Genomic DNA, 21,988 nt, shown 5'->3' with positions numbered 1-21,988 from the left:
TGATCTGAACCCGCCGTGCGGGGCGATGCGCAAGCGTCGCCCCGCACGGCGCAGTTCGGTTCACGCTATGACTGCTTACATCACTCGTCGCCTTCTTCAGGCGATACCCGTCTTCCTCGGGGCGACCTTCCTGATCTTCTCGATGGTCTTCCTCCTACCGGGTGACCCGATCCTCGCTCTGTTCGGCGACAAGACGCCGACCGACGCGCAGTACGCCGCCTTGCAGGCGCAGTACCACCTGGACCAGCCGTTCTTCACGCGCTACCTCATCTACCTGGGCGATCTGTTCCAGGGCGACCTCGGGACGACGTTCCGCGGCCAGAGCGTGAATGAGATCCTCGCCGCGAAGTTTCCGGTGACGCTGCGTCTCGCTCTCCTCGCGATCGTCATCCAGCTCGTGTTCGGCGTCGTCGTCGGGCTCATCTCAGGTCTGCGCAAGAACAGCCTGTTCGATCACGCGTCGATGCTTCTCAGCCTGGTGCTGATCTCGATCCCGGTGTTCGTGCTGGCCTTCATCGCCCAGTACTTCCTGGCGATCGAGCTCCATCTGTTCCGACCGACGGTGGGCAGAGGCGCGCCATGGTCCGATCTGATGCTCCCGGCGATCGTGCTCGCGGCGCTGAACTTCGCGTATGTCGTCCGTCTCACCCGCAACTCGGTGATCGAGACGCGGCAGCAGGACTTCGTGCGGATGGCGTTCGGCAAGGGGCTCCCGACCCGTCGCGTGATCCCCGTGCACGTGCTGCGCAACTCGCTCATCCCGGTGACGACGAACCTGGCAGCCGACTTCGGCATCCTGATCGTAGGCGCCACCGTGACGGAGGGCGTGTTCAACGTCCCCGGCATCGGAAACGAGCTCTTCAAAGCCATCAACCAGCACGATGGGCCGGAGATCGTCTCGATCGTGACCGTTCTCGTCGTGATCTACGTCCTGGTCAACCTGCTCATCGACTTGCTCTACGGTGTGCTCGACCCGAGGATCCGCTATGTCCGATAACACTCCCACCCGCCGTATGGCGCACTATGTGGCCGATGCCGACGAGGGCGGACTCGGCGCCGTCGACGCCGTCCGCGTCAGTGAGCGCAAGAGCAACCTGTGGCTGGACGCCTGGCGCGACCTCCGCGGTCGCTGGATGTTCTGGACCGCCGGAATCTTCGTCGTCTTCCTGGTGATCGTGGCGAGCTTCCCGAACCTGTTCGCCCCTGTCGACCCGTTCGCGTGCTCGCTCTCCGACTCCAACGCCGGTCCCCGAGAGGGGCACCCGTTCGGGTTCAACTTCCAGGGGTGCGACGTGTACTCCCGTGTCGTGCACGGTGCGGGCACCTCGCTCACCGTCGGCATCCTGGTGACGATCATCATCGCCATCATGGGCATCGTGATCGGCGCATTCGCCGGTTTCTTCGGAGGCTGGGTCGATTCGCTCCTCATGCGCATCGGTGACATGTTCTTCGCGATCCCCTACGTGCTGGCTGCCGTGGTCATCATGTCGATGTTCCTCGACAACCGGAACATCGTGGTGGTCTCGTTGGCGATCGGCTTCTTCGGCTGGCCTGCGGTGGCACGCATCCTGCGCGCCGAGATCCTCCGGGTGCGTTCGGCCGACTACGTGATGGCGTCGGAGGCGCTCGGGGTCTCCCGGGTGCGCACGATGTTCTCGCACGTCATGCCGAACTCGATCGCCCCGGTGATCGTGCTCAGCACCGTGGGCCTCGCCGCGGCCATCACGGCGGAGGCGACGCTGTCCTTCCTGGGCGTCGGTCTGCCGCCTGAGTTCATCTCCTGGGGCAACGACATCGCTCAGGCGCAGGTCCGTCTGCGCACCGACCCGATGCCGCTCATCTATCCGTCGATCGCTCTCTCCCTCACCGTGCTGTCGTTCATCATGCTCGGCGAGACGGTGCGAGACGCGCTCGACCCGAAGGCGAGGGCACTGCGATGACCGCCGAATACAACCCCGACGTCCCGCTCCTGTCGATCGAGAACCTCGAGGTCGCGTTCAAGACGCAGGACGGCTACGTGCCTGCCGTGCGCGGCGTGAGCTTCGACATCTACCCGGGCGAGACCATGGCGATCGTCGGCGAGTCCGGTTCGGGCAAGTCGACGACCGCGCACGCCATCATCAATCTGCTGCCCGGCAGCGGGAAGATCACCGGCGGAGCGGTCAAGTTCGAGGGTCGCGATCTGACCACGCTCGGACGCTCCGAGATCGAGCACGTGCGCGGCAACCTCATCGGCCTGGTTCCCCAGGACCCGATGAACAGCCTCAACCCGGTGCACCGCATCGGGTTCCAGGTGGAGGAGACCATCCTCGCCAACGGGCAGGCCGACGGCCGCAAGGCCGCGCGCAAGCGGGCGATCCAGGTGCTGCAGGAGGCGGGACTCGCGGATGCCGACCGGCGTCTGCGGCAGTTCCCGCACGAGTTCTCGGGCGGTATGCGCCAGCGCGTGCTCATCGGCATCGGGCTCTCGTCCGACCCGAAGCTGCTCATCGCCGACGAGCCGACCAGTGCGCTCGACGTCACCGTGCAGAAGCGGATCCTCGATCACCTCGAGACGCTGACGAAGGAGCGCAACACCGCGGTCCTGTTCATCACCCACGACCTCGGCCTTGCCGCGGAGCGGGCGGAGAACCTCGTCGTGATGCACCGCGGGCGCATCGTGGAGTCGGGCCCTGCGCTCGAGATCCTGCAGAACCCGCAGCACCCGTACACGCAGCGACTGGTCGCGGCGGCGCCGAGCCTGGCGTCCAAGCGCATCCAGACGGCCGTGTCCGGCGACGTGGACCCTCTTGCCGAGGTGATCCACGAAGCGACGGGGACGGTCGATCTCGCATCGATCGCGCACACCGAGTCCGCTCCGGCGGAGCCGGTCATCGAGTTCCGCGACGTGACGAAGGTCTACAAGATCCGGGGGAGTGGCTTCCGCTCCACCGACTTCACGGCCGTCGACAAGATGTCCTTCCAGGTGCCCAAGGGCTCCACGATGGCCATCGTCGGGGAGTCGGGCTCGGGCAAGTCGACCGCCGCCAAGATGCTACTGCGTCTGGAGACGAAGACCGCGGGTTCGATCCTCGTGAACGGTCGGGACACCGACACGCTGTCGAGGCCAGAGCTGCAGGCGCTGCGTCGTCAGATGCAGCCCGTGTTCCAGGACCCGTACGGTTCGCTGGATCCGCTGCACAACATCGGCAACACGGTCGCGGAGCCGCTGCGCGTGCACGGGGTCGGCGACTCCGCCTCGCGCCGCAAGCGGGTGCTCGAAGTGCTCGATCAGGTGGCGCTGCCGTCCAGCGTGGCGGACCGGTATCCGAACGAGCTGTCCGGCGGACAGCGTCAGCGCGTGGCGATCGCCCGCGCGCTCGCACTCAAGCCGGAGATCGTGGTGCTCGACGAGGCGGTGTCGGCGCTCGACGTGCTGGTGCAGGCACAGGTGCTGAACCTGCTGGCCGAACTGCAGTCGGAGCTGGACCTCACGTACCTGTTCATCACCCACGACCTTGCGGTCGTCCGGGTCATCGCGGACCGGGTGTGCGTGATGGAGCAGGGGCGCGTCGTCGAGCACGGCACCGTGGACGAGATCTTCGCGAACCCGCAGCAGGAGTACACCGAGCGTCTGCTCAATGCGATTCCCGGCGCGTCGATCACTCTCGGCGGACACTGACGGTGATGACCGAGATCGACCCGGAGGGCGTGCGGGTTTTCCGTGCGCCCTCCGGCCCGGCCGCTCTCGTGATCGGGAGTCTGCTGGCGCTGTTCCTGCTGGGTGATGCGGTCCTGCGGGCCGGGTGGGGGCAGATGCTCCTCCTGGCTCCCTGGGTGCTGATCGTGCTGTGGATCGTCTACGTGAACTCCTACGCATCCATCGTGCGCATCGACGATGACGGCGTGACCGTGCAGAACCTGCTCCGCCGGGTCGAGTTCGGCTGGCAGCGTGTGCGTGCCGTCGATCTGCGCTGGCAGCTGGTGTTCTCGCTCGACGACGGCAAAGACCTCACCTGCTACGGCGGACCGGCCAAGGCGGGATCGATCAGGGTGCCGACCCGTCGTGACGGGGAGGAGAAGGTGCCGGCGGGCATCCGCGCCCTCACCGAGATCGAGGAGCGGTGGCAGGCGGCTCCGGATACCGCCGATGCGCCGATCCGTCGCAGCTGGGATCGCCCGGCGACGGCGGCGCTGATCGTGATCGTCGTGTGGGGGATCATCGCGATCCTGGTCGCGAACGCGGGCTGAGGCGACCGAACCCCTGTTGCGGTGGCTCAGCCGGGCAGCCCGAAGAGTGCCGGCCAGGTGGCCGCTGCCCACGGATAACCGACGAACGCGGTCGCGTCGATCAGGAAGTGCGCCACCAGGAACGGCAGGAGCCGCCCCGTGCGCTGATACAGCCAGCCGAAGAGCAGTCCCATCGCCAGGTTTCCGAGGAATGCCGGGTACCCCTGGTACAGGTGATAGCTCGCGCGCAGGACGGACGTGGCGATGATGATCGACCACGGCCCCCAGCCGAGCTGCCGGAGTCGTGTGAAGAGGTAGCCGAGCAGGACGAACTCCTCCTGCAGCGACGCCCGTGCCGCGGCCAGCAGCAGCACAGGGATCGTCCACCAGTACGCGTCGATCCCGGCCGGATCGATGGCGACGGTGAGACCGAGAGCGCGCCCGCCGAGGTACAGCGCGAGGCCGGGGATGCCGATCGCGAGCACCAGCAGCACGCCGCGTCCGACGTCGCGCGCGGGCCGGGTCCCATCCAGTCCCAGGCGCTGCAGGTGCGGTCGGCGGGACTGCCAGAGCAGGAAGCACACCAGCAGCACCGGGACGAGCGAGAATCCGATCGCGAGCACCTGGTACAGGAAGTCGAAGATCTCCCGGTCGCTGCGCGAGGGGTTGAGCTTCGCGACCTGGTCGGCGAGAGGGACCTCGTCGGTGAGGCGGTAGACGAGCTGCACCACGGCGTAGACGGCCGACTGCCCGAGGCCGAGAGCGAGGACGATCGAGATCTCCCACCACAGCCGCGCGCGAGAAGGGGCGGGGCGGAGATCGGGGAGGTCGTCCCGGGCCTGCGGTTGGGTCACGATCTCGATGGTACGACCTGCATTCAGGAACGAACCCTGAGCTTGCGTTATCCTGGAACGTCGGCTTCCCGGCAAAACCCCACACCCTTTTAGGACACTTGCATGGCGCACGCCCTTCGCTCTGACCTCCGCAACGTCGCAATCGTCGCCCACGTCGACCACGGCAAGACGACACTCGTCGACGCCATGCTCCGTCAGACGGGCTCCTTCGGCGAACACTCGCACGTCGAAGAGCGCGCGATGGACTCGAACGACCTCGAGCGTGAGAAGGGCATCACGATCCTCGCCAAGAACACGGCGATCACCTACAAGGGCAAGCACGCGGACGGCCAGGAGATCACGATCAACGTGATCGACACCCCCGGTCACGCCGACTTCGGTGGCGAGGTCGAGCGCGGCCTGTCGATGGTCGACGGTGTCGTGCTGCTCGTCGACGCGAGCGAGGGCCCGCTGCCGCAGACCCGCTTCGTGCTGCGCAAGGCGCTCGAGGCCAAGCTGCCGGTCATCCTGCTGGTCAACAAGACCGACCGCCCCGACGCCCGCATCGCCGAGGTCGAGGAAGAGGCCCACGACCTGCTGCTGGGTCTGGCATCCGACCTGGTCGACGACGTTCCCGACCTCGACGTCGATGCACTGCTCGACGTCCCGGTCGTCTACGCGTCGGGCCGTGCCGGTGCGGCGTCGCAGAACCGTCCCGCCGACGGCTCGCTGCCGGACAACGACGACCTCGAGCCGCTGTTCGAGGCGATCCTCGAGCACGTGCCGGCTCCCGAGTACGACGACGAGGCTCCGCTGCAGGCGTGGGTCACGAACCTCGACTCGAGCCCGTTCCTCGGCCGCCTCGCGCTGCTGCGCGTCTTCAACGGCACGCTGAAGAAGGGTCAGACCGTGGCCTGGGTCCGTTCCGACGGCACCACCAGCAACGCGCGCATCACCGAGCTCCTCAAGACCCGCGCACTCGAGCGCTACCCGGCCGAGTCGGCCGGTCCCGGTGACATCGTCGCGATCGCCGGTTTCGAGAACATCACGATCGGCGAGACGATCGCCGACCCCGAGGACGTGCGCCCGCTGCCCGCCATCACGGTCGATGACCCCGCCATCTCGATGACGATCGGCACCAACACCTCGCCGCTCATGGGCAAGGTGAAGGGCCACAAGCTCACTGCTCGCATGGTCAAGGACCGTCTCGACAAGGAGCTCATCGGAAACGTCTCGCTCAAGGTCGTCGACATCGGACGCCCGGACGCCTGGGAGGTCCAGGGGCGCGGCGAGCTGGCTCTCGCCATCCTGGTCGAGAACATGCGGCGCGAGGGCTTCGAGCTCACCGTCGGAAAGCCGCAGGTGGTCACGAAGAAGATCGACGGCAAGACCTACGAGCCGTTCGAGCACCTCACGATCGACACGCCGGAGGAGCACCTCGGCGCGATCACGCAGCTGCTGGCGAACCGCAAGGGTCGCATGGAGAACATGACCAACCACGGCACCGGATGGGTGCGCATGGAGTTCGTCGTCCCGTCGCGCGGCCTCATCGGCTTCCGCAGCGAGTTCCTCACCACGACCCGCGGCACCGGCATCGCCAACGCCATCTCGCACGGCTACGAGCCGTGGGCGGGGCAGATCACCACGCGCCAGAACGGCTCGATCGTCGCCGACCGTCAGGGCGTCGTCACCCCGTTCGCGATGATCGCCCTGCAGGAGCGCATGTCGTTCTTCGTGCAGCCGACGCAGGAGGTGTACGAGGGCATGGTCATCGGCGAGAACTCGCGCGCCGACGACATGGACGTGAACATCACCAAGGAGAAGAAGCTCACCAACATGCGCTCGGCCACGGCCGACAACTTCGAGTCGATGACCCCGCCGCGCATCCTCACGCTCGAGGAGAGCCTGGAGTTCGCGCGCGACGACGAATGCGTCGAGGTCACGCCCGAGTCCGTGCGTATCCGCAAGGTGATCCTGGACCAGACGATCCGCGGACGCGAAGCGTCACGCATGAAGCGTCAGGACGCAAACGCCTGAGCGACAGCCTCACGCTGCTCTGACGAAGAGGGCCCGATGCCGCCACCGAGCGGCATCGGGCCCTCTTCTCATGTAAATCCCAGGTGAGGGATGGTTTTCGTTCAGGTTCGTCGTCCAGACTCGTTCACTTGCGCCTGGGACGAGCTCCCGATGAGTCTCCTGTATGGGCGTACGACGACCCGAAAGTCGAATCCATGCTCCACAAGTCCCGTGCGCTCCGGCGCGCCTCCGATGCGGCCGCTGCGCGCTCCGCGGTCACCGCCCGACGTCCGATGGCGATCCTGGGGACGGGGGTGGCGGCGCTCGTGGGCATCACGCTCAGCGTCGGTCTCGCGTCCGCTCCGGCTGCCGGGGCGGCGACCCTCGATGCGAACGTCGCCGTCGCCCGGACCATGGTCGGGGCTGAACCGCTCACGCGCATCTCGGAGCAGACCGCGGCGACGGTGTCGCACGCGCAGACGACCGTCGAGGTCGCGCAGGCGCTCACCGCGGACGTCGCGGCGTCGGGGCTCGATGTGAGTGCCGCGCCCCCGGTATCGACGACGGCATTGGAGAAGCACGTCGATGCGCTCGCCGACAGCGAGCTGATGCCGGCGCTGCTCGTGGGCATTCTCGCGGACAAGGTCGAGGACGAGCGCGCTGCCGTGGTCTCCGACACCGCACGCCTGCAGTCGGCGTTCTCGGCGGCGAAGGAGAAGAAGGCGGCGGAGGATGCGGCCAGGGCCGCGGCGGAGCAGGCTGCAGCCGAGGCGGCAGCGGCGCAGCGAGCGGCGGAAGCGCTGGCTGCGGCGAACACGGTCGAGGGCGCCAAGGCCACTGCCCAGCAGTTGATGTCGAGTCGCTACGGCTGGGGTGGAGACCAGTTCTCATGCCTGGAGTCCCTGTGGACGAAGGAATCACACTGGGATTACCAGGCCTACAATCCTTCTGGTGCGACAGGCATTCCGCAGGCGCTTCCCGGCAAGAAGATGGCCTCGGCGGGAGCGGACTGGCAGACGAGTGCTGCGACGCAGATCGCGTGGGGCCTCCAATACATCGCGGATGCCTATGGCACACCGTGCAGCGCATGGGCACATTCGCGAGCGACGGACTGGTACTGACCCGCGGACGACTCAGCGGAGCTCGGAGATGAGCACGGCGCTCGTCCCCGGTTCCGTCGCCTCGAAGATGTGCGGAGCGTCTCCCGCGTATGTCAGATAGTCGCCCGGGTTCAGGAGCACGGGTTCGTCGACGGGGCCGATCCGTGCCTGACCGGCGATCAGGATGACGTGCTCGATGGTGCCGGCGTGATGTGGGTCGGAGCGTCGAGCATCGCCGGGTTCCGCCTGGATCAGGTAGAGGTCGCGGCGCGCACCCGGGGGGCTCGCGGACAGCAGTGTCGCGCTGTAGGCGGCCGCGGATGAGGGAACTCCTGCGAGATCATCGGCCCGGATGAGTGTCGGCGCGTTGGCCTGCTGGTCGACGAGGACGGCGAACGGCACGCCGAGTGCGACGCCGAGCGCCCACAGCGTCTCGACACTGGGATTGCCTGCGCCGCCTTCGAGCTGCGAGACCGTCGCCTTGGAGATGCCCGCGCGCCGAGCGAGCTCGGAGACGGACAGGCCGGCGGACTCCCGCTCCCGGCGCAGGCTACGGGCGATGCGTGTGCGAAGCTCCTCCATGCGTTCATCATGTCAAACGTTCGTTCGCTTGACTATCCAACGTTCGTTGTTCAGAATGATGATCATGCGTTCACTGAAGCGAACAGCCGTGCGCGGACAGCCATGACGGCAGAACGTGAAGTCTGGCGCGAAGCACTCGGAGTCGTGCTCGCCACGAGCGCCTACGGAATCTCGTTCGGGGCGCTCGCTGTCGCTTCCGGCCTGGACGTCTGGCAGACGTGCGTCCTGAGCCTGCTGATGTTCACGGGCGGATCCCAGTTCGCCTTCGTCGGAGTCTTCACCGCAGGAGGGCTCGCGGCGCTGCCGTCGGCGATCGCCTCGGCGGCACTGCTCGGCGTGCGCAACGTGGCCTACGGTATGCGCATGTCGCCGATCGTCGGGGGAGGTCCCGCCCGGAAGGCCGCTGCCGCGCACTTCACGATCGACGAGTCGACCGCCGTGGCGATCTCGCAGAACGACCCGCGGCTGCGGCAGGTCGGGTTCTGGGTGACCGGTGTCGGGATCTTCCTCGGTTGGAACGCGACGACGCTGATCGGAGCGCTTGTGGGCGATGTCCTCGGCGACCCCAAGACCTGGGGGCTGGATGCCGCGGCCGCCGCCGCCTTCCTCGCCCTGCTGTGGCCGCGCCTGCGACAGCGCCAGGCCATCGCCGTCGGAGCGGCGGCCGCCGTGGTCGCCGCCGCATTCACGCCTTTCCTGATGCCGGGCCTCCCGGTGCTGGTCGCGGCGTTCGTGGCCATCGTGGTCGGTTGGTTCAACTGGATGGGGAGGCCCGCACGCCCGACCGCCGAGCCGAGTGGATCCGAGGACGTCTCATGAGCATCTGGAGCGCGATCCTCCTCGCGGCGCTGATCTGTCTCGCCCTGAAGGCTGCGGGCTACCTCGTGCCGCCCAAGGTGCTCGAGGCGCCCCGCGTAGCCCGTATCTCCGACCTGCTGACGGTCGCCCTGCTCGCCGCGCTCGTCGCGGTGCAGACACTCGGCGACGGTCAGGCGATCACCGTCGACGCGCGAGTGCCCGCGCTCCTGGTCGCCGCGGGGCTGCTCTGGCTGCGGCAGTCGTTCCTCGTCGTCGTGGTCGCCGCGGCGCTGGTGGCGGCGTTGCTGCGCCTGTTCGGGCTCGCGGCGTGAATCCGCGCGGTGTGCGCACAGGGCGCGCCGGTAGAATCGACGCGTGCGTGTGAGCTGGGTGTCGAGAGTGTTGTCGTGGATCGTCGCGGCCCTCGTGGGCGGCGTCTACGGCGTCGCGGGAACGATCGCGCACAGCGTGATGTGGGGTCCTGTCCCGATCGGCATCATCGTGGCCGCGATCGCCTGCGCGGCGATCCTCGTCGCCGTGCGGTCGCTCACGCACGACCGAGGCGCCGCCGTCGCCGCCGGCCTCGGCATGATCGGGATGCTCGTGCTGATCTCCGGCGTGGGCCCTGGGGGCTCAGTGGTGGTTCCGAACTCCCTGTCCGGTCAGATCTGGACCTATGTCGTCGCCGGGCTCGTCCTGCTGGTCGTCGCGTGGCCGTCGTTCTCGAAGGTCCCGGTGCGGACGGTCGCGCCCGGCGCGCAGGAACCCGAGGTCCGCGAGTCGTAGACTGGAGCGGTGACGTATGTGATCGCCCTCCCGTGCGTCGATGTCAAGGATCGCGCCTGCATCGACGAGTGCCCCGTTGACTGCATCTACGAGGGGGAACGGTCGCTGTACATCCACCCCGACGAATGCGTGGACTGCGGTGCCTGCGAGCCCGTGTGCCCCGTCGAGGCCATCTACTACGAAGACGATCTGCCAGACGAGTGGCAGGACTACTACAAGGCCAACGTCGAGTTCTTCGACGAGATCGGCTCGCCCGGAGGCGCCGCCAAGGTTGGCGTCTACGCCTTCGACCACCCGATCGTCGCCGCGCTCCCGCCGCAGGGCGAGTAGGCGCGATCCGTGAGCGTCCGCGACCTCGCCGACTACCCGTGGGATGCCGTCGTCCCCTTCCGTGAACGTGCAGCGCAGTACCCGGGGGGACTCGTCGATCTCTCGGTGGGCTCGCCCGTCGACCCGACGCCCGACATCATCCGTCGCGCCCTGACCGAGGCCACAGACGCCCACGCCTACCCGCAGACGGTCGGGACTCCCGCCCTGCGCGAGGCCATCGTCGAGTGGTACGCGCGGCGCAGGGGAGTGCCCGACCTCCGCGTCGACAACGTGCTGCCCACGATCGGGTCCAAGGAGCTCGTGGCTCTGCTGCCGACGCTGCTCGGCCTGGGGGACGGCGACATCGTCGTGCACCCGCGCGTCGCGTACCCGACATACGAGGTGGGCGCCCGGGTTGTCGGCGCCACCCCGCTTCCCGCGGACGACCCCGCAGACTGGCCCGAGGGCACCAAGCTCATCTGGATCAACACCCCGGGCAACCCCGACGGTCGCACCTGGACCGTGGACGAGCTTGCTGCTGCGGTCGCTCGCGCACGGGAGCTGGGTGCCGTGCTCGCGAGCGACGAGTGCTACGCCGAGCTGGGGTGGGACGGCGCCTGGGCGACCGAGCCGATTCCGTCCATCCTCGACCCGCGGGTCACCGGTGGCAGCCGAGCGAACCTGCTCAGCGTGTACTCCCTGAGCAAGCAGTCGAACCTCGCCGGTTATCGGGCCGCTTTCGTGGCCGGCTGCGCGCGGATCGTGGGCGACCTGCTCACCGCTCGCAAGCATCTCGGGCTGATGCCACCGGCGCCGGTGCAGCATGCGATGGCTGTCGCGCTGGGTGACGACGAGCACGTGGCGCGGCAGAAGGAGCTCTACCGCACCCGCCGCGATGCGCTGCGTCCGGCTCTCGAGGCCGCAGGGTTCCGGATCGACGGCTCCGAAGCGGGTCTCTATCTGTGGGCGACCGAAGGGCGCGACGCCTGGGAATCGATGGGACGCCTGGCCGACCTCGGCATCCTCGCCGGTCCCGGACCGTTCTACGGCTCGGACTCCGCGCAGCACGTGCGCCTCGCGCTGACCGCACCGACGGAGCGCATCGTCGAAGCGGCCCGGCGTCTCGCGGCAGGGCGACTGTAGGTTCCCTCCTCGCGAGAGGCTTCTGTTTGGCGGATGTCACAGTAGGCCTGTGTGCCTACTAGGCTGTAAAGGCGATTCGGTCGTGACCCGACCTGGTGCTTCAGCGCCGTGAGATCGCCAGTTCCGACTTGATCAAGATCTTGTCCGACATCGCCGCGACGCGCGGGGGTCGGACGCCAGGAGGAGGTCCGCGTGAGCGCAGCGGCAGAGCAGACGGCGAAGCTGACGATCGGCGACACGACCGCCGAATTCCCGGTACTGCGCGGCACCGCAGGCCACGACAGCATCGACTTCTCGACGCTGACGCGGCAGACCGGCTACACGGGTCTCGATTACGGTTTCGTCAACACGGCCTCCACCAAGTCCGAGATCACGTTCATCGACGGCGACAAGGGCATCCTGCGCTATCGCGGCTATCCGATCGAGCAGCTCGCCGGATCCACCAGCTACCTCGAGGTCGCCTGGCTGCTGATCTACGGCGAGCTGCCGTCGGCATCCGAGCTCGCGGAGTTCGACGAGAAGATCCGTCGGCACACGCTCCTCCACGAAGACCTCAAGCGCTTCTTCTCTGCGCTTCCGCACACGGCGCACCCCATGTCGGTGCTCTCCTCGGCCGTCGCCGCGCTCTCGACCTACTACGAGGGCCAGACCGACCCGCACAACCCCGAGCACGTCGAGCTGAACATGGTGCGCATGCTCGCCAAGCTGCCCGTGATCGCCGCGTACGCGCACAAGAAGAGCGTGGGTCAGGCCTTCCTCTACCCCGACAACTCGCTGAGCTTCGTCGACAACTTCCTCAAGCTGAACTTCGGTGTGCACAGCGAGGAGTACGAGGTCAACCCGGTGATGTCGAAGGCTCTCGAGCTGCTCCTCATCCTGCACGAGGACCACGAGCAGAACGCGTCGACCTCGACCGTGCGTCTGGTGGGCTCGACCGGGGCGAACCAGTTCGCGTCGATCTCCGCCGGCATCCAGGCGCTGTCCGGTCCGCTGCACGGTGGAGCGAACGAGGCCGTGCTGACGATGCTCGGTCAGATCCGCGACTCCGGGCAGAGCGTCTCGCGCTTCGTCGAGCGGGTGAAGAACAAGGAAGAGGGCGTGAAGCTGATGGGCTTCGGGCACCGGGTCTACAAGAACTACGACCCCCGTGCCAAGCTCGTCAAGGAGGCCGCCGGCGAGGTGCTCGCCGAGCTCGGCGTCACCGACCCGCTGCTCGATCTCGCGCAGGAGCTCGAAGAGATCGCGCTCGCGGACGACTACTTCAAGGAGCGTCGTCTGTACCCGAACGTCGACTTCTACACCGGCGTGATCTACAAGGCGATGGGCTTCCCGACCCGCATGTTCACCGTGCTGTTCGCGATCGGCCGTCTGCCCGGATGGCTCGCGCAGTGGCGTGAGCTGCAGCTCGACCCGCAGACGAAGATCGGTCGCCCGCAGCAGCTGTACACGGGGTCGCCCGAGCGGCCGTTCCCGACCCGCTAGGGGAGTGGTGACGGCGTGTCCTCACGCCGTCGCGGACTCTTTCGCGTGCTCGCCGACCACGTCGAGCACCAGCTGCAGCTTGGTCTGGAACGTGCACTCCAGGAGCTCTGTCGTCGCCTCGTCGCTGCCGTAGTGCTCGGGAAGACGCAGGCCCAGCAGGGTGTTGAGCAGCATGCCCTCGGCGAGGAACGTCCGCACCTCTTCCGGTGAGAATCCGGCGTCGTCTCGCAGCATGCGATAGATCTTGAGGAAGTCGGTGCGGGCGCGGTCGCCGATCACGGCGTCGTGCCCCATGCTGAACGCCTGCATGAGCGAGAGCAGGATGCCGCGGTCCTCGATCAGGTTCACGTATGCTGCGCCGAGTCTGCGGCCGAGTTCCCGGTCGGGGGATCCCGACTGCTCCTTCCACTGTGCGATCTCGAGAGCGAACGTGTCGAGCAGCTTTCCGCTGGCGCGCGCGAGCACCTCGACGAACAGACTCTCCTTCGTTCCGAACATCCGCACGACGTAGGGCTGGCTGATGCCGGCTGCTCTGGCGATCTGATCGGTCGTGGCGCCGAAGTAGCCGCGTTCGCCGAAGACCAGGCTCGCGGCGGCGAGGATCTGCTCGCGGCGCTCGGCAGCCGGGATGCGTTCGCTCTGCTTCTCGTTCACGCTTGACATGTTATCAGTCGATTACTACTCTTCGATGGGTAAGTAATCATTCAATAACAACGAGGGAATCTCATGGCCTCATCCACCCGACGTCTTCCGGTCTGGTTGACGATCGTCGCAGCCTCGCTGCCGATGTTCATGGCGACGCTCGACAACCTCGTCGTCACCGGTGCGCTCCCGGTCATCTCGCGGGAACTCGGCGCCTCGATCGAGGAGCTGCAGTGGGTCATCAACGCCTACACGCTCAGCTTCGCCACCTTCATGCTGCTCGCGGTCGGTCTCGGCGACAGGTTCGGTCGTCGCACCGTCTTCCTCGCCGGCATCGCCGTGTTCACGCTGGCCTCGGCAGGTGCCGCTCTGGCCACCGAGCCGTCGGTCCTCATCCTCGCCCGCGCTGTCCAGGGGGTCGGCGCCGCTGCCCTCATGCCACTGTCGCTCACGCTTCTCGTCGGCAGCGTCTCCGAGCGCCTCCGGCCCGCCGCGATCGGCATCTGGGGAGGCGTCGCCGGGCTCGGCGTCGCCACCGGGCCTCTGATCGGGGGAGCGGTGATCGAAGGATGGAACTGGCAGACGATCTTCTGGCTCAACGTGCCCGTCGGCATCCTCGCGGTGCCGCTCATCCTGATCGCGCTCCCCAACAGCTTCGGGGCCCGCGTGCGTGCCGACCTGGTGGGTCTGCTGCTCGCCGGCCCTGGTGTGCTGGGCGTCGTCTACGGCATCGTGCGCGGCAACGACGCGGGATGGGACAGCCTCGAAGTGGTCGGCTCCCTCGTGGCCGGTGCGCTGCTGCTCGTGGGCTTCGTGGTCTGGGAGGGACGCACCACGCATCCGCTGCTGCCGTTGCGCCTGTTCCGGGACCGCAGCTTCACCGTGGCGAACCTCGTGGGAGTGACGTTCAGCTTCGGCATCTTCGGCGCGGTGTTCATCCTCATCCAGTTCCTGCAGGTGGTGCAGGGCCACACGCCGCTCGAAGCCGGGATCATGACGATGCCGTGGACACTCGCGCCCATGGTCGTGGCTCCGCTCACCGGCATGCTCTCACCACGCACCGGGACGCGCCTGCCGATCCTGCTCGGGTTGACGATGCTGGCGGTCGCTCTCGGCTGGATCGCGCTCACCCTGTCCGCGACGCTCGAGTACTCCGCCATGTGGCCGCCGTTCCTGCTCGCCGGCATCGGGATGGGGCTGGTGTTCGCGCCGAGCTCCACAGCCGTGCTCGCCAACATGCAGCCCGAGGATCACGCCAAGGCGTCCGGCACCAATTCCACGCTGCGGGAGATCGGCGTGGCGCTCGGTGTGGCCGTTCTCACGGCGGTCTTCGTCGGCGCGGGAGGCACGTTGACGCCGACCGGGTACGTCGACGCCGCGATCCCCGCGATCTGGGTCGGCGCCGGAGTCCTGGCCGTCGCGGCGGTCATCTCGATCGCTCTTCCTTCGGGAATCCGTCGCCTGCGTGCGGTCTCGGGCAACGAGATCGACGCCGACGACGCGCTCGAGTCGAGAGAGAGCCGCGTACCCGCCTAGCCGGACAGTTCTCCTGCACGCAGAGAACGCGACGCCCCCATCACTCCGGAAAAGTGATGGGGGCGTCGCGGGGAATCATCCGACCTCAGCCGCGGATGCGAGTTCGGGGACTCAGCGGGCCTGGCCGCGTCCGCCCTGGCGGGACTGGCCGCTCTGCGTGGAGTAGCCACCACCCTGGCCTGAGCTTGATCCGCCCGCGCGGGGGCGACGGCGACGACGTGCGGGCGGGTTGGCCGCTCCGTTCTTCTCGCCGCCGGCAGGCCGCTGCTTCGAGGACTGACGCTGCTGCTGCGGGGCCTGGACCGGCGCGGGACGCACGTGCGGTGCGCGCTCGGGCACCAGTGCGGTGACAGCGGCGCTCGTCACGTCCTCCAGCGGGGCCGAGATGGCGGCCTTGCGCAGGAGATCCTTCACATCGCGCCGCTGCTCGGGGAGCACCACGGTGACCACAGTGCCGGCCGCGCCCGCGCGGGCCGTGCGACCGGAGCGGTGCAGGTACGCCTTGTGCTCCACGGGCGGGTCGACATGGACCACGAGGTCGACGTTGTCCACATGCACACCACGGGCCGCGACGTCGGTGGCCACGAGCACGCGGACGCCGCCGTCTTCCGGAGCAGCCGAGAACGCGCTGAGGTTGCGCTCGCGGGCGTTCTGCGAGAGGTTTCCGTGCAGGTCGACAGCGGGGATGCCCGCGGCAGTGAGCTGCTTCGCGAGCTTCTTCGCCTGGTGCTTGGTGCGGGTGAACAGGATGCGGCGGCCGGTGCCCGAGGCGAGGTCGCGTACGAGTGCCGTCTTGTTGTCGGTGGAGTCGACGACCAGCACGCGGTGGGTCATCTCGCCGACCGGCACGCTCTCCTCGTCGACCTCGTGGCTGACCGCGTTCGAGAGGAAGCGACGGGCCAGGGTGTCGATGCCACGGTCGAGCGTGGCGCTGAACAGCAGGCGCTGACCCCCGGCTGGCGTCGCCGTGAGGATGCGGGTGACACCGGGCAGGAAGCCGAGGTCCGCCATGTGATCGGCCTCGTCGAGCACGGTGACCTCGATCGCGCTGAGGCGCACGATCTGCTGCTTCATCAGGTCTTCGAGGCGCCCGGGGCAGGCGACGACGATATCGACGCCGCCACGCAGCGCCTGCTCCTGGGGACGCTGGCTGACGCCGCCGAAGACCGTGGTCACGCGCAGCCCCGCGGCCTCGGCGAGGGGTGCGATGGTCGCGGCGATCTGGGTCGCGAGCTCACGGGTCGGAGCCAGGACGAGTCCGCGGGGGAGGCCCGCACGGCGCTGGCCGCCCGAGGCCGCGAGACGCGCGACGAGCGGGAGGGCGAAGGCGATCGTCTTGCCGCTGCCCGTGCGGCCGCGGCCGAGGAGGTCGCGTCCGGCGAGCGAGTCGGGAAGAGTGTCGCGCTGGATGGCGAACGCCTCGGTCTTGCCGGAGTCGGCGAGAACGGCGGCGAGCTCGGCGGGAACGCCGAGTTCGAGGAAAGTAGACATGCAGGAACTCCGTCAGCGCACGAGTGAACGGCGCGAGATAAGGGGTGAGGTGGGCGACGGCGCAGGAGGTGCGCATCGGTTCGCCGTTCGAAAGGCCAGCTCGTGCTGGTAGTGGGAGCAGTTCCGCTCGCTTCGGTCCTCGGAGACCCCGTGACGACGACGATGTTGGCAGACCGGCGGTCTCCGCAACGGTGTCAGTCTACCAGTGCGGGCATGCCACGGGCTGCATACCCGCTTCGTGCGCGGGTCGTCACGGGCCGAGAGGTGCCGGTTGCGAGGCGGCTCAGGCGTGCAGGGCCTCGTTGAGCGTGACCCCGACACCCGCACGGCGCACGGCTTCGACGGCACCGCTCAGCGAGTTCCTGCGGTAGAGCAGGCCGCTCTGGCCGGAGAGGTCGGAGCCCTTGACCGTCGTGCGCCCGCCGTCGGGAGTCGCGGGGCCGTCGACCAGCACGATCTTGGTCCCGGCCGTCACGTAGAGGCCCGCCTCGACCACGCAGTCGTCGCCGAGCGAGATCCCGATGCCGGCGTTCGCCCCCAGCAGCGTGCGCTCACCGATCGACACGCGATGCGTGCCACCCCCGGAGAGGGTGCCCATGATCGAGGATCCGCCGCCGATGTCGCTGCCGTCGCCGACGACGACGCCCTGCGAGATGCGTCCCTCGACCATCGAGGCGCCGAGCGTGCCGGCGTTGAAGTTCACGAATCCCTCGTGCATGACGGTCGTCCCGGGAGAGAGATGCGCGCCGAGCCGCACCCGGGAGGCATCCGCGATCCGCACGCCGGACGGCTGCAGGTAGTCGGTCAGGCGCGGGAACTTGTCCAAGCCCTGCACCTGGATGCCGGCGCGCTGCAACTGCGGGCGCAGACGTGCCGCATCTGCCGGGAGCACCGGCCCGGCGTTCGTCCAGGCCACGTTCGGGAGGAATCCGAAGATCCCGTCGAGGTTCAGCTCGTTCGGGCGCACTACGAGGTGCGAGAGCGCGTGCAGGCGGAGGTAGGCGTCGGCCGTGGAGGTCGGGGCCCGGTCGAGGTCGATCTGCAGCTGCACGATCTCGACCGTGACGTTGCGACGCTCGTCGGGGGTCGCGAGGGGCTCGAGCGCGGCGACCGCGGCATCGTCGGCGGATGCCGTGCCGAGGCGCACCTCGGGGTACCACGCGTCGAGGACGGTGCCGTCTCCGGCGATCGTGGTCAGTCCGATTCCCCATACCGTGCGTGCGTCGCTCATCCCTCCACGCTATCGCGCCCTGCGGCCGACGATGTGCCGCATGACGGGGTAAGTAGGCTGGACGCATGGTGCTCGATCTGACTGCGTCCTCCGTCGACCTCACCCGTGCGATCTGCGACATCCCGAGCGTTTCCGGCGATGAGAAGACGCTCGCGGACGCGATCGAGGCGGCCATCGCGCCGCTCGCGCATCTCGAGGTCATCCGGCACGGGAACACGATCGTCGCCCGTACGGATCGAGGACGTGCCCAGCGCGTCGTGATCGCCGGTCACATCGACACGGTGCCGATCAACGCGAACCTGCCCACGCGCGACATCGAGATCGACGGCGCCCCCTTCCTCTGGGGGAGAGGAACCGTCGACATGAAGGCAGGCACCGCGGTGCAGCTCAAGCTCGCCGCCGAGATCGTCGACCCCGCGATCGACGTGACCTGGATGTGGTACGACAACGAGGAGGTCGAGGCGTCCAAGAACGGCCTGGCCCTGCTCGCCGCCGAACGCCCCGAGCTGTTCCAGGCCGACTTCGCGATCCTGGGCGAGCCGTCCGATGGCGAAGTCGAGGGCGGATGCAACGGCACGCTGCGAGCGGTCGTGCGCACGAGCGGCGTCCGGGCACACAGCGCACGTGCCTGGATCGGTGAGAACGCGATCCACCGCGCCGCGCCGATCCTCGCCCGGTTGGCCGAGTACCGCGCCAAGGAGGTGCTGGTCGAGGGGCTGCTGTACCGCGAGAGCCTCAGCGCGGTGCGCATCGCCGGGGGTGTCGCGGGCAACGTCATCCCGGATGCCTGCGAGGTCGAGATCAACTATCGCTTCGCGCCGAGCAAGTCGGCGGCGGATGCCGAAGCGCACCTCCGCGGCGTGCTCGCCGGGTTCGACCTCGAGATCACAGACGCCGCAGAAGGTGCGCGCCCCGGGCTCGATGCCGAGATCGCGAAGCAGTTCGTCGCCGCGGTCGGCGCTGAGCCCCGGCCGAAGTACGGCTGGACCGATGTCGCCCGCTTCTCGGCACTCGGTATCCCGGCCGTGAACTACGGCCCCGGGGACCCCCATCTGGCGCACCACGACGAGGAGCGGGTGTCCTACGCGCAGATCGATGCCGTCGAGCAGGGCCTGCGCGCATGGCTCACCTCGCCCTGACGACCGCCCGGCGCTGGGCGCGCTCACCGGTCGCACTGCGCATCGCGGTCATCTACGTGGTCGCCCGGGTGATCACGACGGTGTTCCTGATCATGGCCGCGTCGCTGTCGACGTTCTCGTCGCGTTTCGGCGCGGACGCGGGTATCGGCGACTTCGTGGTCGGCTGGGACGCGCAGTGGTACTGGTTGGTCGCCGAGAACGGGTATCCGACGACCCTGCCGCTGACCGACTCGGGAGACGTGGCCGAGAACGCCTGGGCTTTCATGCCGGTGTTCGCATATGCGGCCAAGGCGATCGGATTCGCGCTCGGCTCCTGGGGTGCGGGTGCGTTCTTGCTCTCGATCGTCGCCGGCTACCTCGCGTGCCTCGCGCTGCACCGCCTGCTCCGTGACCGTATCGGCGCCTCCGCGGCGATGTGGGCCGTGGTGTTCTTCGCCATGGGACCGATCGCCGCGATGTTCCAGGTCGGCTACGCCGAGACCCTGTTCCTGCTCCTGTTGTTCCTCGCCCTCGATGCGACCGCCCGCAGGAAGTACGCCTGGTTGTATCTGCTGATCCCCGTCATGGCGTTCACGAGACCGGGGATCCTCGCCTTCGCTCTCTACCTCGGGTTGCACGGCGTGCTGCGGTGGGTCCGACGCCGAGACGAGCCGCTCCACGGACCCGAGGTCGCACACATCCTCGTTCTCGGCACTCTGGCCACCGCCGGCGGTTTCGCCTGGCAGGTCATCGCTGGAGTCGCGACAGGAGATCCGGGAGCGTACCTCGCGACCGAACTGGCCTGGCGCCGGAACTGGATCCTCGGGGGAGTGGAGGGATTCGTGCCGTTCGAGGGATGGATCCAGGCCGCGCAGTTCTGGTTCGGTCAGTGGGGGATGCCGCACTGGTGGGGTCTCATCGCCTTGGTCCTGCTGGTGGTCGGCGCGGCCGCAGCACTGCTGTTCTCGCCCCAGGTGCGGACGCTCGGCGCCGATCTGCGGCTGTGGAGCGCCAGCTATCTGCTGTATCTGCTCGCCGTGTTCTTCCCCCAGTCGAGCGTGTTCCGTCTGCTGCTTCCGCTCAGTCCGCTGTGGGGTGCGGTCGCGGTTCCCCGATCGCGAGCGTGGCGGCTGGGGGTGCTGGTGGCGTGTCTGCTCGGTCAGTGGCTCTGGATCTACCACGTGTATGCGCTCGGAAGCACGTTCTGGCAGGTTCCGTGAGCCCGATGCAGACGCAATTGTTGCTCGGTGACCGCCAGGTCGCGGTGTCACCCGATAAACTCTTTGCATACCACCGGAGGAAAGGGAGCCCACGATGGCAGCGATGAAGCCGAGGACCGGAGACGGACCCATGGAGGCCGTGAAAGAAGGACGACTCATCATCGTGCGCGTTCCGCTCGAAGGCGGCGGCCGTCTGGTCGTCTCCGTGAACGACGCAGAGGCGAAGGAGCTTCACGACGTGCTCGCAGCCGTCGTGGCACCGGCCTGATCGACCTGGGATCCGCATGGCGGATCTGAAAAGGCGGCGGATCCGCGGATCCGCCGCCTTTTTCGCACTCCGTCCGGCTTCGGCGTTCCGCCGGACGAGGACCGCAGCCGGTCTCAGTCGCGGTCGTCGAGGCTGATGAGCTGCAGCAGCCCTTCCCCAGCGGGGGAGACGGTCGCCAGCACGGCGGACGATTCCTGGGTCTCCTGCACCAGCGAACGGTACGCCGCGGTGACGGCGTCGCGCTGCACGGGATCCGCGACCCGGCCGCCGCTGAGGATGCGTGGCACCAGGACGAGCCCGCCGGCACGCGCGAGCCGAAGTCCGTGCTCGACGTACTCGATCACGTTCTCGGGGTCGGCGTCGACGAGCACGATGTCGTAGGAGGCCTCGTTCATGCGCGGGAGCACATCCATCGCACGACCGGTGATCAGTCGCGCACGGGTGGACGGGACCTTCGCGTCGCTGAACGCCTGCCGCGCGGCGGCGAGGTGCTCGGGCTCGTTGTCGATCGAGGTGAGCACGGCCTGCGGTGCGCCGCGCAGCAGCCAGAGACCGGAGACACCGGCGCCGGTGCCGATCTCGACGATCGAGCGGGCGCCGGTCGCGGCGGCCAGGACCGCGATCTGCGAGCCGACGGCAGCGCTGATCGGCATCGCCCCCAGCTCGACGGCGTGCGCGCGGGCTCGGCTGATGGCGTCCGGCTCCACGATGGACTCGCGCAGGAAACGCGCGTTCGCGTCATGCTCGCTCATGGCCTGATTCTCCCTGCCTGCACTGTGAACCTCTCCAGAGTATTCGCTCGCCGCGTGCCGGGACCGCAGGCGCGGCGGTAGCCTGGACAGATGACGTTCGGCCTCACCTTCGAGAAGATGCTGCTCATCGGCCTCATCGCCGTGCTCATCATCGGGCCGCAGCGTCTCCCGGCGGCCGCCGAGGGTTTCGCCCGCATCGTCCGCAAGGCGGGCGAGTACCTCCGCGACACCAAATCCCGGGTGCGCGAGGAGATGGGCCCCGAGATCGACGACGTGGATTGGCGCAAGCTCGATCCTCGTCAGTACGACCCGCGCCGGATCATCCGCGACGCCCTGCTGGAGGAGCCGCAGCCGGCCACGCCCGTGCAGGCGCGCGCGACGATCGCCGAACCGGTCGCCCCCCGCACGGCACCGCAGGAGTTCAGCGCCACCAACCGGCCCCCGTTCGACCTCGAAGCCACCTGAGGGGGCC

General features: G+C 68.2%; 23 protein-coding genes. 17 read left to right on the top strand and 6 right to left on the bottom strand.

The window, feature by feature from the left end:
- The first annotated feature begins 67 nt into the window (after window positions 1-67).
- The 4 genes from WFM69_RS14990 to WFM69_RS14975 are packed head-to-tail and all read left to right on the top strand — an operon-like array spanning window position 68 to window position 4,230.
- Entirely contained in the window at window positions 68-997 is a 930-nt protein-coding gene (locus WFM69_RS14990; RefSeq protein WP_337006034.1) for an ABC transporter permease, read from the top strand.
- A complete protein-coding gene (locus WFM69_RS14985) occupies window positions 987-1,940 on the top strand; it encodes an ABC transporter permease (RefSeq protein WP_337006032.1) in 954 nt (317 codons plus the stop codon). Before WFM69_RS14990 ends, WFM69_RS14985 begins: the two co-directional genes overlap by 11 nt.
- The gene (locus WFM69_RS14980) at window positions 1,937-3,661 is read left to right on the top strand and encodes an ABC transporter ATP-binding protein (protein ID WP_337006030.1); all 1,725 of its coding nucleotides are present in this window, start codon (window positions 1,937-1,939) and stop codon (window positions 3,659-3,661) included. Before WFM69_RS14985 ends, WFM69_RS14980 begins: the two co-directional genes overlap by 4 nt.
- 5 nt (window positions 3,662-3,666) lie before the next feature.
- On the top strand, window positions 3,667-4,230 hold the full coding sequence (locus tag WFM69_RS14975; RefSeq protein ID WP_337006028.1) for a PH domain-containing protein: 564 nt from the start codon (window positions 3,667-3,669) through the stop codon (window positions 4,228-4,230).
- Between the two features lie 26 nt (window positions 4,231-4,256).
- Here WFM69_RS14975 and WFM69_RS14970 read toward each other — a convergent pair whose 3' ends face one another.
- A complete protein-coding gene (locus WFM69_RS14970) occupies window positions 4,257-5,063 on the bottom strand; it encodes a CPBP family intramembrane glutamic endopeptidase (RefSeq protein WP_337006026.1) in 807 nt (268 codons plus the stop codon).
- A gap of 102 nt (window positions 5,064-5,165) precedes the next feature.
- On the opposite strand from WFM69_RS14970, the gene typA reads away from it, so the two are divergent.
- A complete protein-coding gene (gene typA, locus WFM69_RS14965) occupies window positions 5,166-7,079 on the top strand; it encodes a translational GTPase TypA (RefSeq protein ID WP_337006024.1) in 1,914 nt (637 codons plus the stop codon).
- A 194-nt stretch (window positions 7,080-7,273) separates the two neighbouring features.
- Entirely contained in the window at window positions 7,274-8,179 is a 906-nt protein-coding gene (locus tag WFM69_RS14960; protein WP_337006022.1) for a phospholipase, read from the top strand.
- A gap of 12 nt (window positions 8,180-8,191) precedes the next feature.
- Here WFM69_RS14960 and WFM69_RS14955 read toward each other — a convergent pair whose 3' ends face one another.
- Window positions 8,192-8,740 (bottom strand): helix-turn-helix domain-containing protein, encoded by a 549-nt coding sequence (locus WFM69_RS14955; protein ID WP_337006021.1) that lies wholly within the window; start codon window positions 8,738-8,740, stop codon window positions 8,192-8,194.
- A gap of 102 nt (window positions 8,741-8,842) precedes the next feature.
- Here WFM69_RS14955 and WFM69_RS14950 point away from each other — a divergent pair, with 102 nt between their 5' ends.
- The 6 genes from WFM69_RS14950 to WFM69_RS14925 all read left to right on the top strand — a co-directional run bounded on the left by WFM69_RS14950 (window position 8,843) and on the right by WFM69_RS14925 (window position 13,258).
- On the top strand, window positions 8,843-9,559 hold the full coding sequence (locus WFM69_RS14950; RefSeq protein WP_337006019.1) for an AzlC family ABC transporter permease: 717 nt from the start codon (window positions 8,843-8,845) through the stop codon (window positions 9,557-9,559).
- Window positions 9,556-9,870: an AzlD domain-containing protein gene (locus WFM69_RS14945; RefSeq protein WP_337006017.1), complete on the top strand. Its 315-nt coding sequence runs from the start codon at window positions 9,556-9,558 to the stop codon at window positions 9,868-9,870. Before WFM69_RS14950 ends, WFM69_RS14945 begins: the two co-directional genes overlap by 4 nt.
- Before the next feature lie 43 nt (window positions 9,871-9,913).
- The gene (locus WFM69_RS14940) at window positions 9,914-10,324 is read left to right on the top strand and encodes a histidinol dehydrogenase (RefSeq protein WP_337006015.1); all 411 of its coding nucleotides are present in this window, start codon (window positions 9,914-9,916) and stop codon (window positions 10,322-10,324) included.
- A 9-nt stretch (window positions 10,325-10,333) separates the two neighbouring features.
- On the top strand, window positions 10,334-10,654 hold the full coding sequence (gene fdxA / locus WFM69_RS14935; protein WP_131491902.1) for a ferredoxin: 321 nt from the start codon (window positions 10,334-10,336) through the stop codon (window positions 10,652-10,654).
- Between the two features lie 9 nt (window positions 10,655-10,663).
- Window positions 10,664-11,776: a succinyldiaminopimelate transaminase gene (dapC, locus tag WFM69_RS14930; protein WP_337006010.1), complete on the top strand. Its 1,113-nt coding sequence runs from the start codon at window positions 10,664-10,666 to the stop codon at window positions 11,774-11,776.
- 192 nt (window positions 11,777-11,968) lie between these two features.
- The gene (locus WFM69_RS14925) at window positions 11,969-13,258 is read left to right on the top strand and encodes a citrate synthase (protein WP_337006008.1); all 1,290 of its coding nucleotides are present in this window, start codon (window positions 11,969-11,971) and stop codon (window positions 13,256-13,258) included.
- A gap of 21 nt (window positions 13,259-13,279) precedes the next feature.
- Here the strand turns inward: WFM69_RS14925 and WFM69_RS14920 are convergent, their stop codons facing one another.
- Window positions 13,280-13,921 (bottom strand): TetR/AcrR family transcriptional regulator, encoded by a 642-nt coding sequence (locus WFM69_RS14920; RefSeq protein WP_337006006.1) that lies wholly within the window; start codon window positions 13,919-13,921, stop codon window positions 13,280-13,282.
- Between the two features lie 63 nt (window positions 13,922-13,984).
- Here WFM69_RS14920 and WFM69_RS14915 point away from each other — a divergent pair, with 63 nt between their 5' ends.
- The gene (locus WFM69_RS14915; RefSeq protein WP_337006004.1) at window positions 13,985-15,436 is read left to right on the top strand and encodes a DHA2 family efflux MFS transporter permease subunit; all 1,452 of its coding nucleotides are present in this window, start codon (window positions 13,985-13,987) and stop codon (window positions 15,434-15,436) included.
- 111 nt (window positions 15,437-15,547) lie between these two features.
- Here the strand turns inward: WFM69_RS14915 and WFM69_RS14910 are convergent, their stop codons facing one another.
- The gene (locus tag WFM69_RS14910; protein ID WP_337006002.1) at window positions 15,548-16,927 is read right to left on the bottom strand and encodes a DEAD/DEAH box helicase; all 1,380 of its coding nucleotides are present in this window, start codon (window positions 16,925-16,927) and stop codon (window positions 15,548-15,550) included.
- A gap of 283 nt (window positions 16,928-17,210) precedes the next feature.
- Window positions 17,211-18,158 (bottom strand): 2,3,4,5-tetrahydropyridine-2,6-dicarboxylate N-succinyltransferase, encoded by a 948-nt coding sequence (gene dapD / locus WFM69_RS14905; RefSeq protein WP_337006001.1) that lies wholly within the window; start codon window positions 18,156-18,158, stop codon window positions 17,211-17,213.
- Window positions 18,159-18,223: 65 nt separating this feature from the next.
- Here dapD and dapE point away from each other — a divergent pair, with 65 nt between their 5' ends.
- The 3 genes from dapE (at window position 18,224) to WFM69_RS14890 (ending at window position 20,764) form a co-directional block, all read left to right on the top strand.
- The gene (gene dapE, locus WFM69_RS14900; protein ID WP_337005999.1) at window positions 18,224-19,297 is read left to right on the top strand and encodes a succinyl-diaminopimelate desuccinylase; all 1,074 of its coding nucleotides are present in this window, start codon (window positions 18,224-18,226) and stop codon (window positions 19,295-19,297) included.
- On the top strand, window positions 19,279-20,496 hold the full coding sequence (locus WFM69_RS14895) for a hypothetical protein (protein WP_337005997.1): 1,218 nt from the start codon (window positions 19,279-19,281) through the stop codon (window positions 20,494-20,496). Before dapE ends, WFM69_RS14895 begins: the two co-directional genes overlap by 19 nt.
- A 94-nt stretch (window positions 20,497-20,590) precedes the next feature.
- Window positions 20,591-20,764 (top strand): DUF3117 domain-containing protein, encoded by a 174-nt coding sequence (locus WFM69_RS14890; RefSeq protein WP_017203323.1) that lies wholly within the window; start codon window positions 20,591-20,593, stop codon window positions 20,762-20,764.
- Between the two features lie 113 nt (window positions 20,765-20,877).
- Here the strand turns inward: WFM69_RS14890 and WFM69_RS14885 are convergent, their stop codons facing one another.
- The gene (locus WFM69_RS14885; RefSeq protein WP_337005995.1) at window positions 20,878-21,516 is read right to left on the bottom strand and encodes an O-methyltransferase; all 639 of its coding nucleotides are present in this window, start codon (window positions 21,514-21,516) and stop codon (window positions 20,878-20,880) included.
- 90 nt (window positions 21,517-21,606) lie between these two features.
- On the opposite strand from WFM69_RS14885, the gene WFM69_RS14880 reads away from it, so the two are divergent.
- On the top strand, window positions 21,607-21,981 hold the full coding sequence (locus tag WFM69_RS14880) for a twin-arginine translocase TatA/TatE family subunit (RefSeq protein ID WP_337005993.1): 375 nt from the start codon (window positions 21,607-21,609) through the stop codon (window positions 21,979-21,981).
- Window positions 21,982-21,988 lie beyond the last annotated feature (7 nt).

The organism is Microbacterium sp. LB12 (genome assembly GCF_037150835.1).
Taxonomy (GTDB): domain Bacteria; phylum Actinomycetota; class Actinomycetes; order Actinomycetales; family Microbacteriaceae; genus Microbacterium.
Note: the sequence above shows the minus strand (reverse complement) of the source record. Positions and strands in the feature narration are given on the sequence as shown.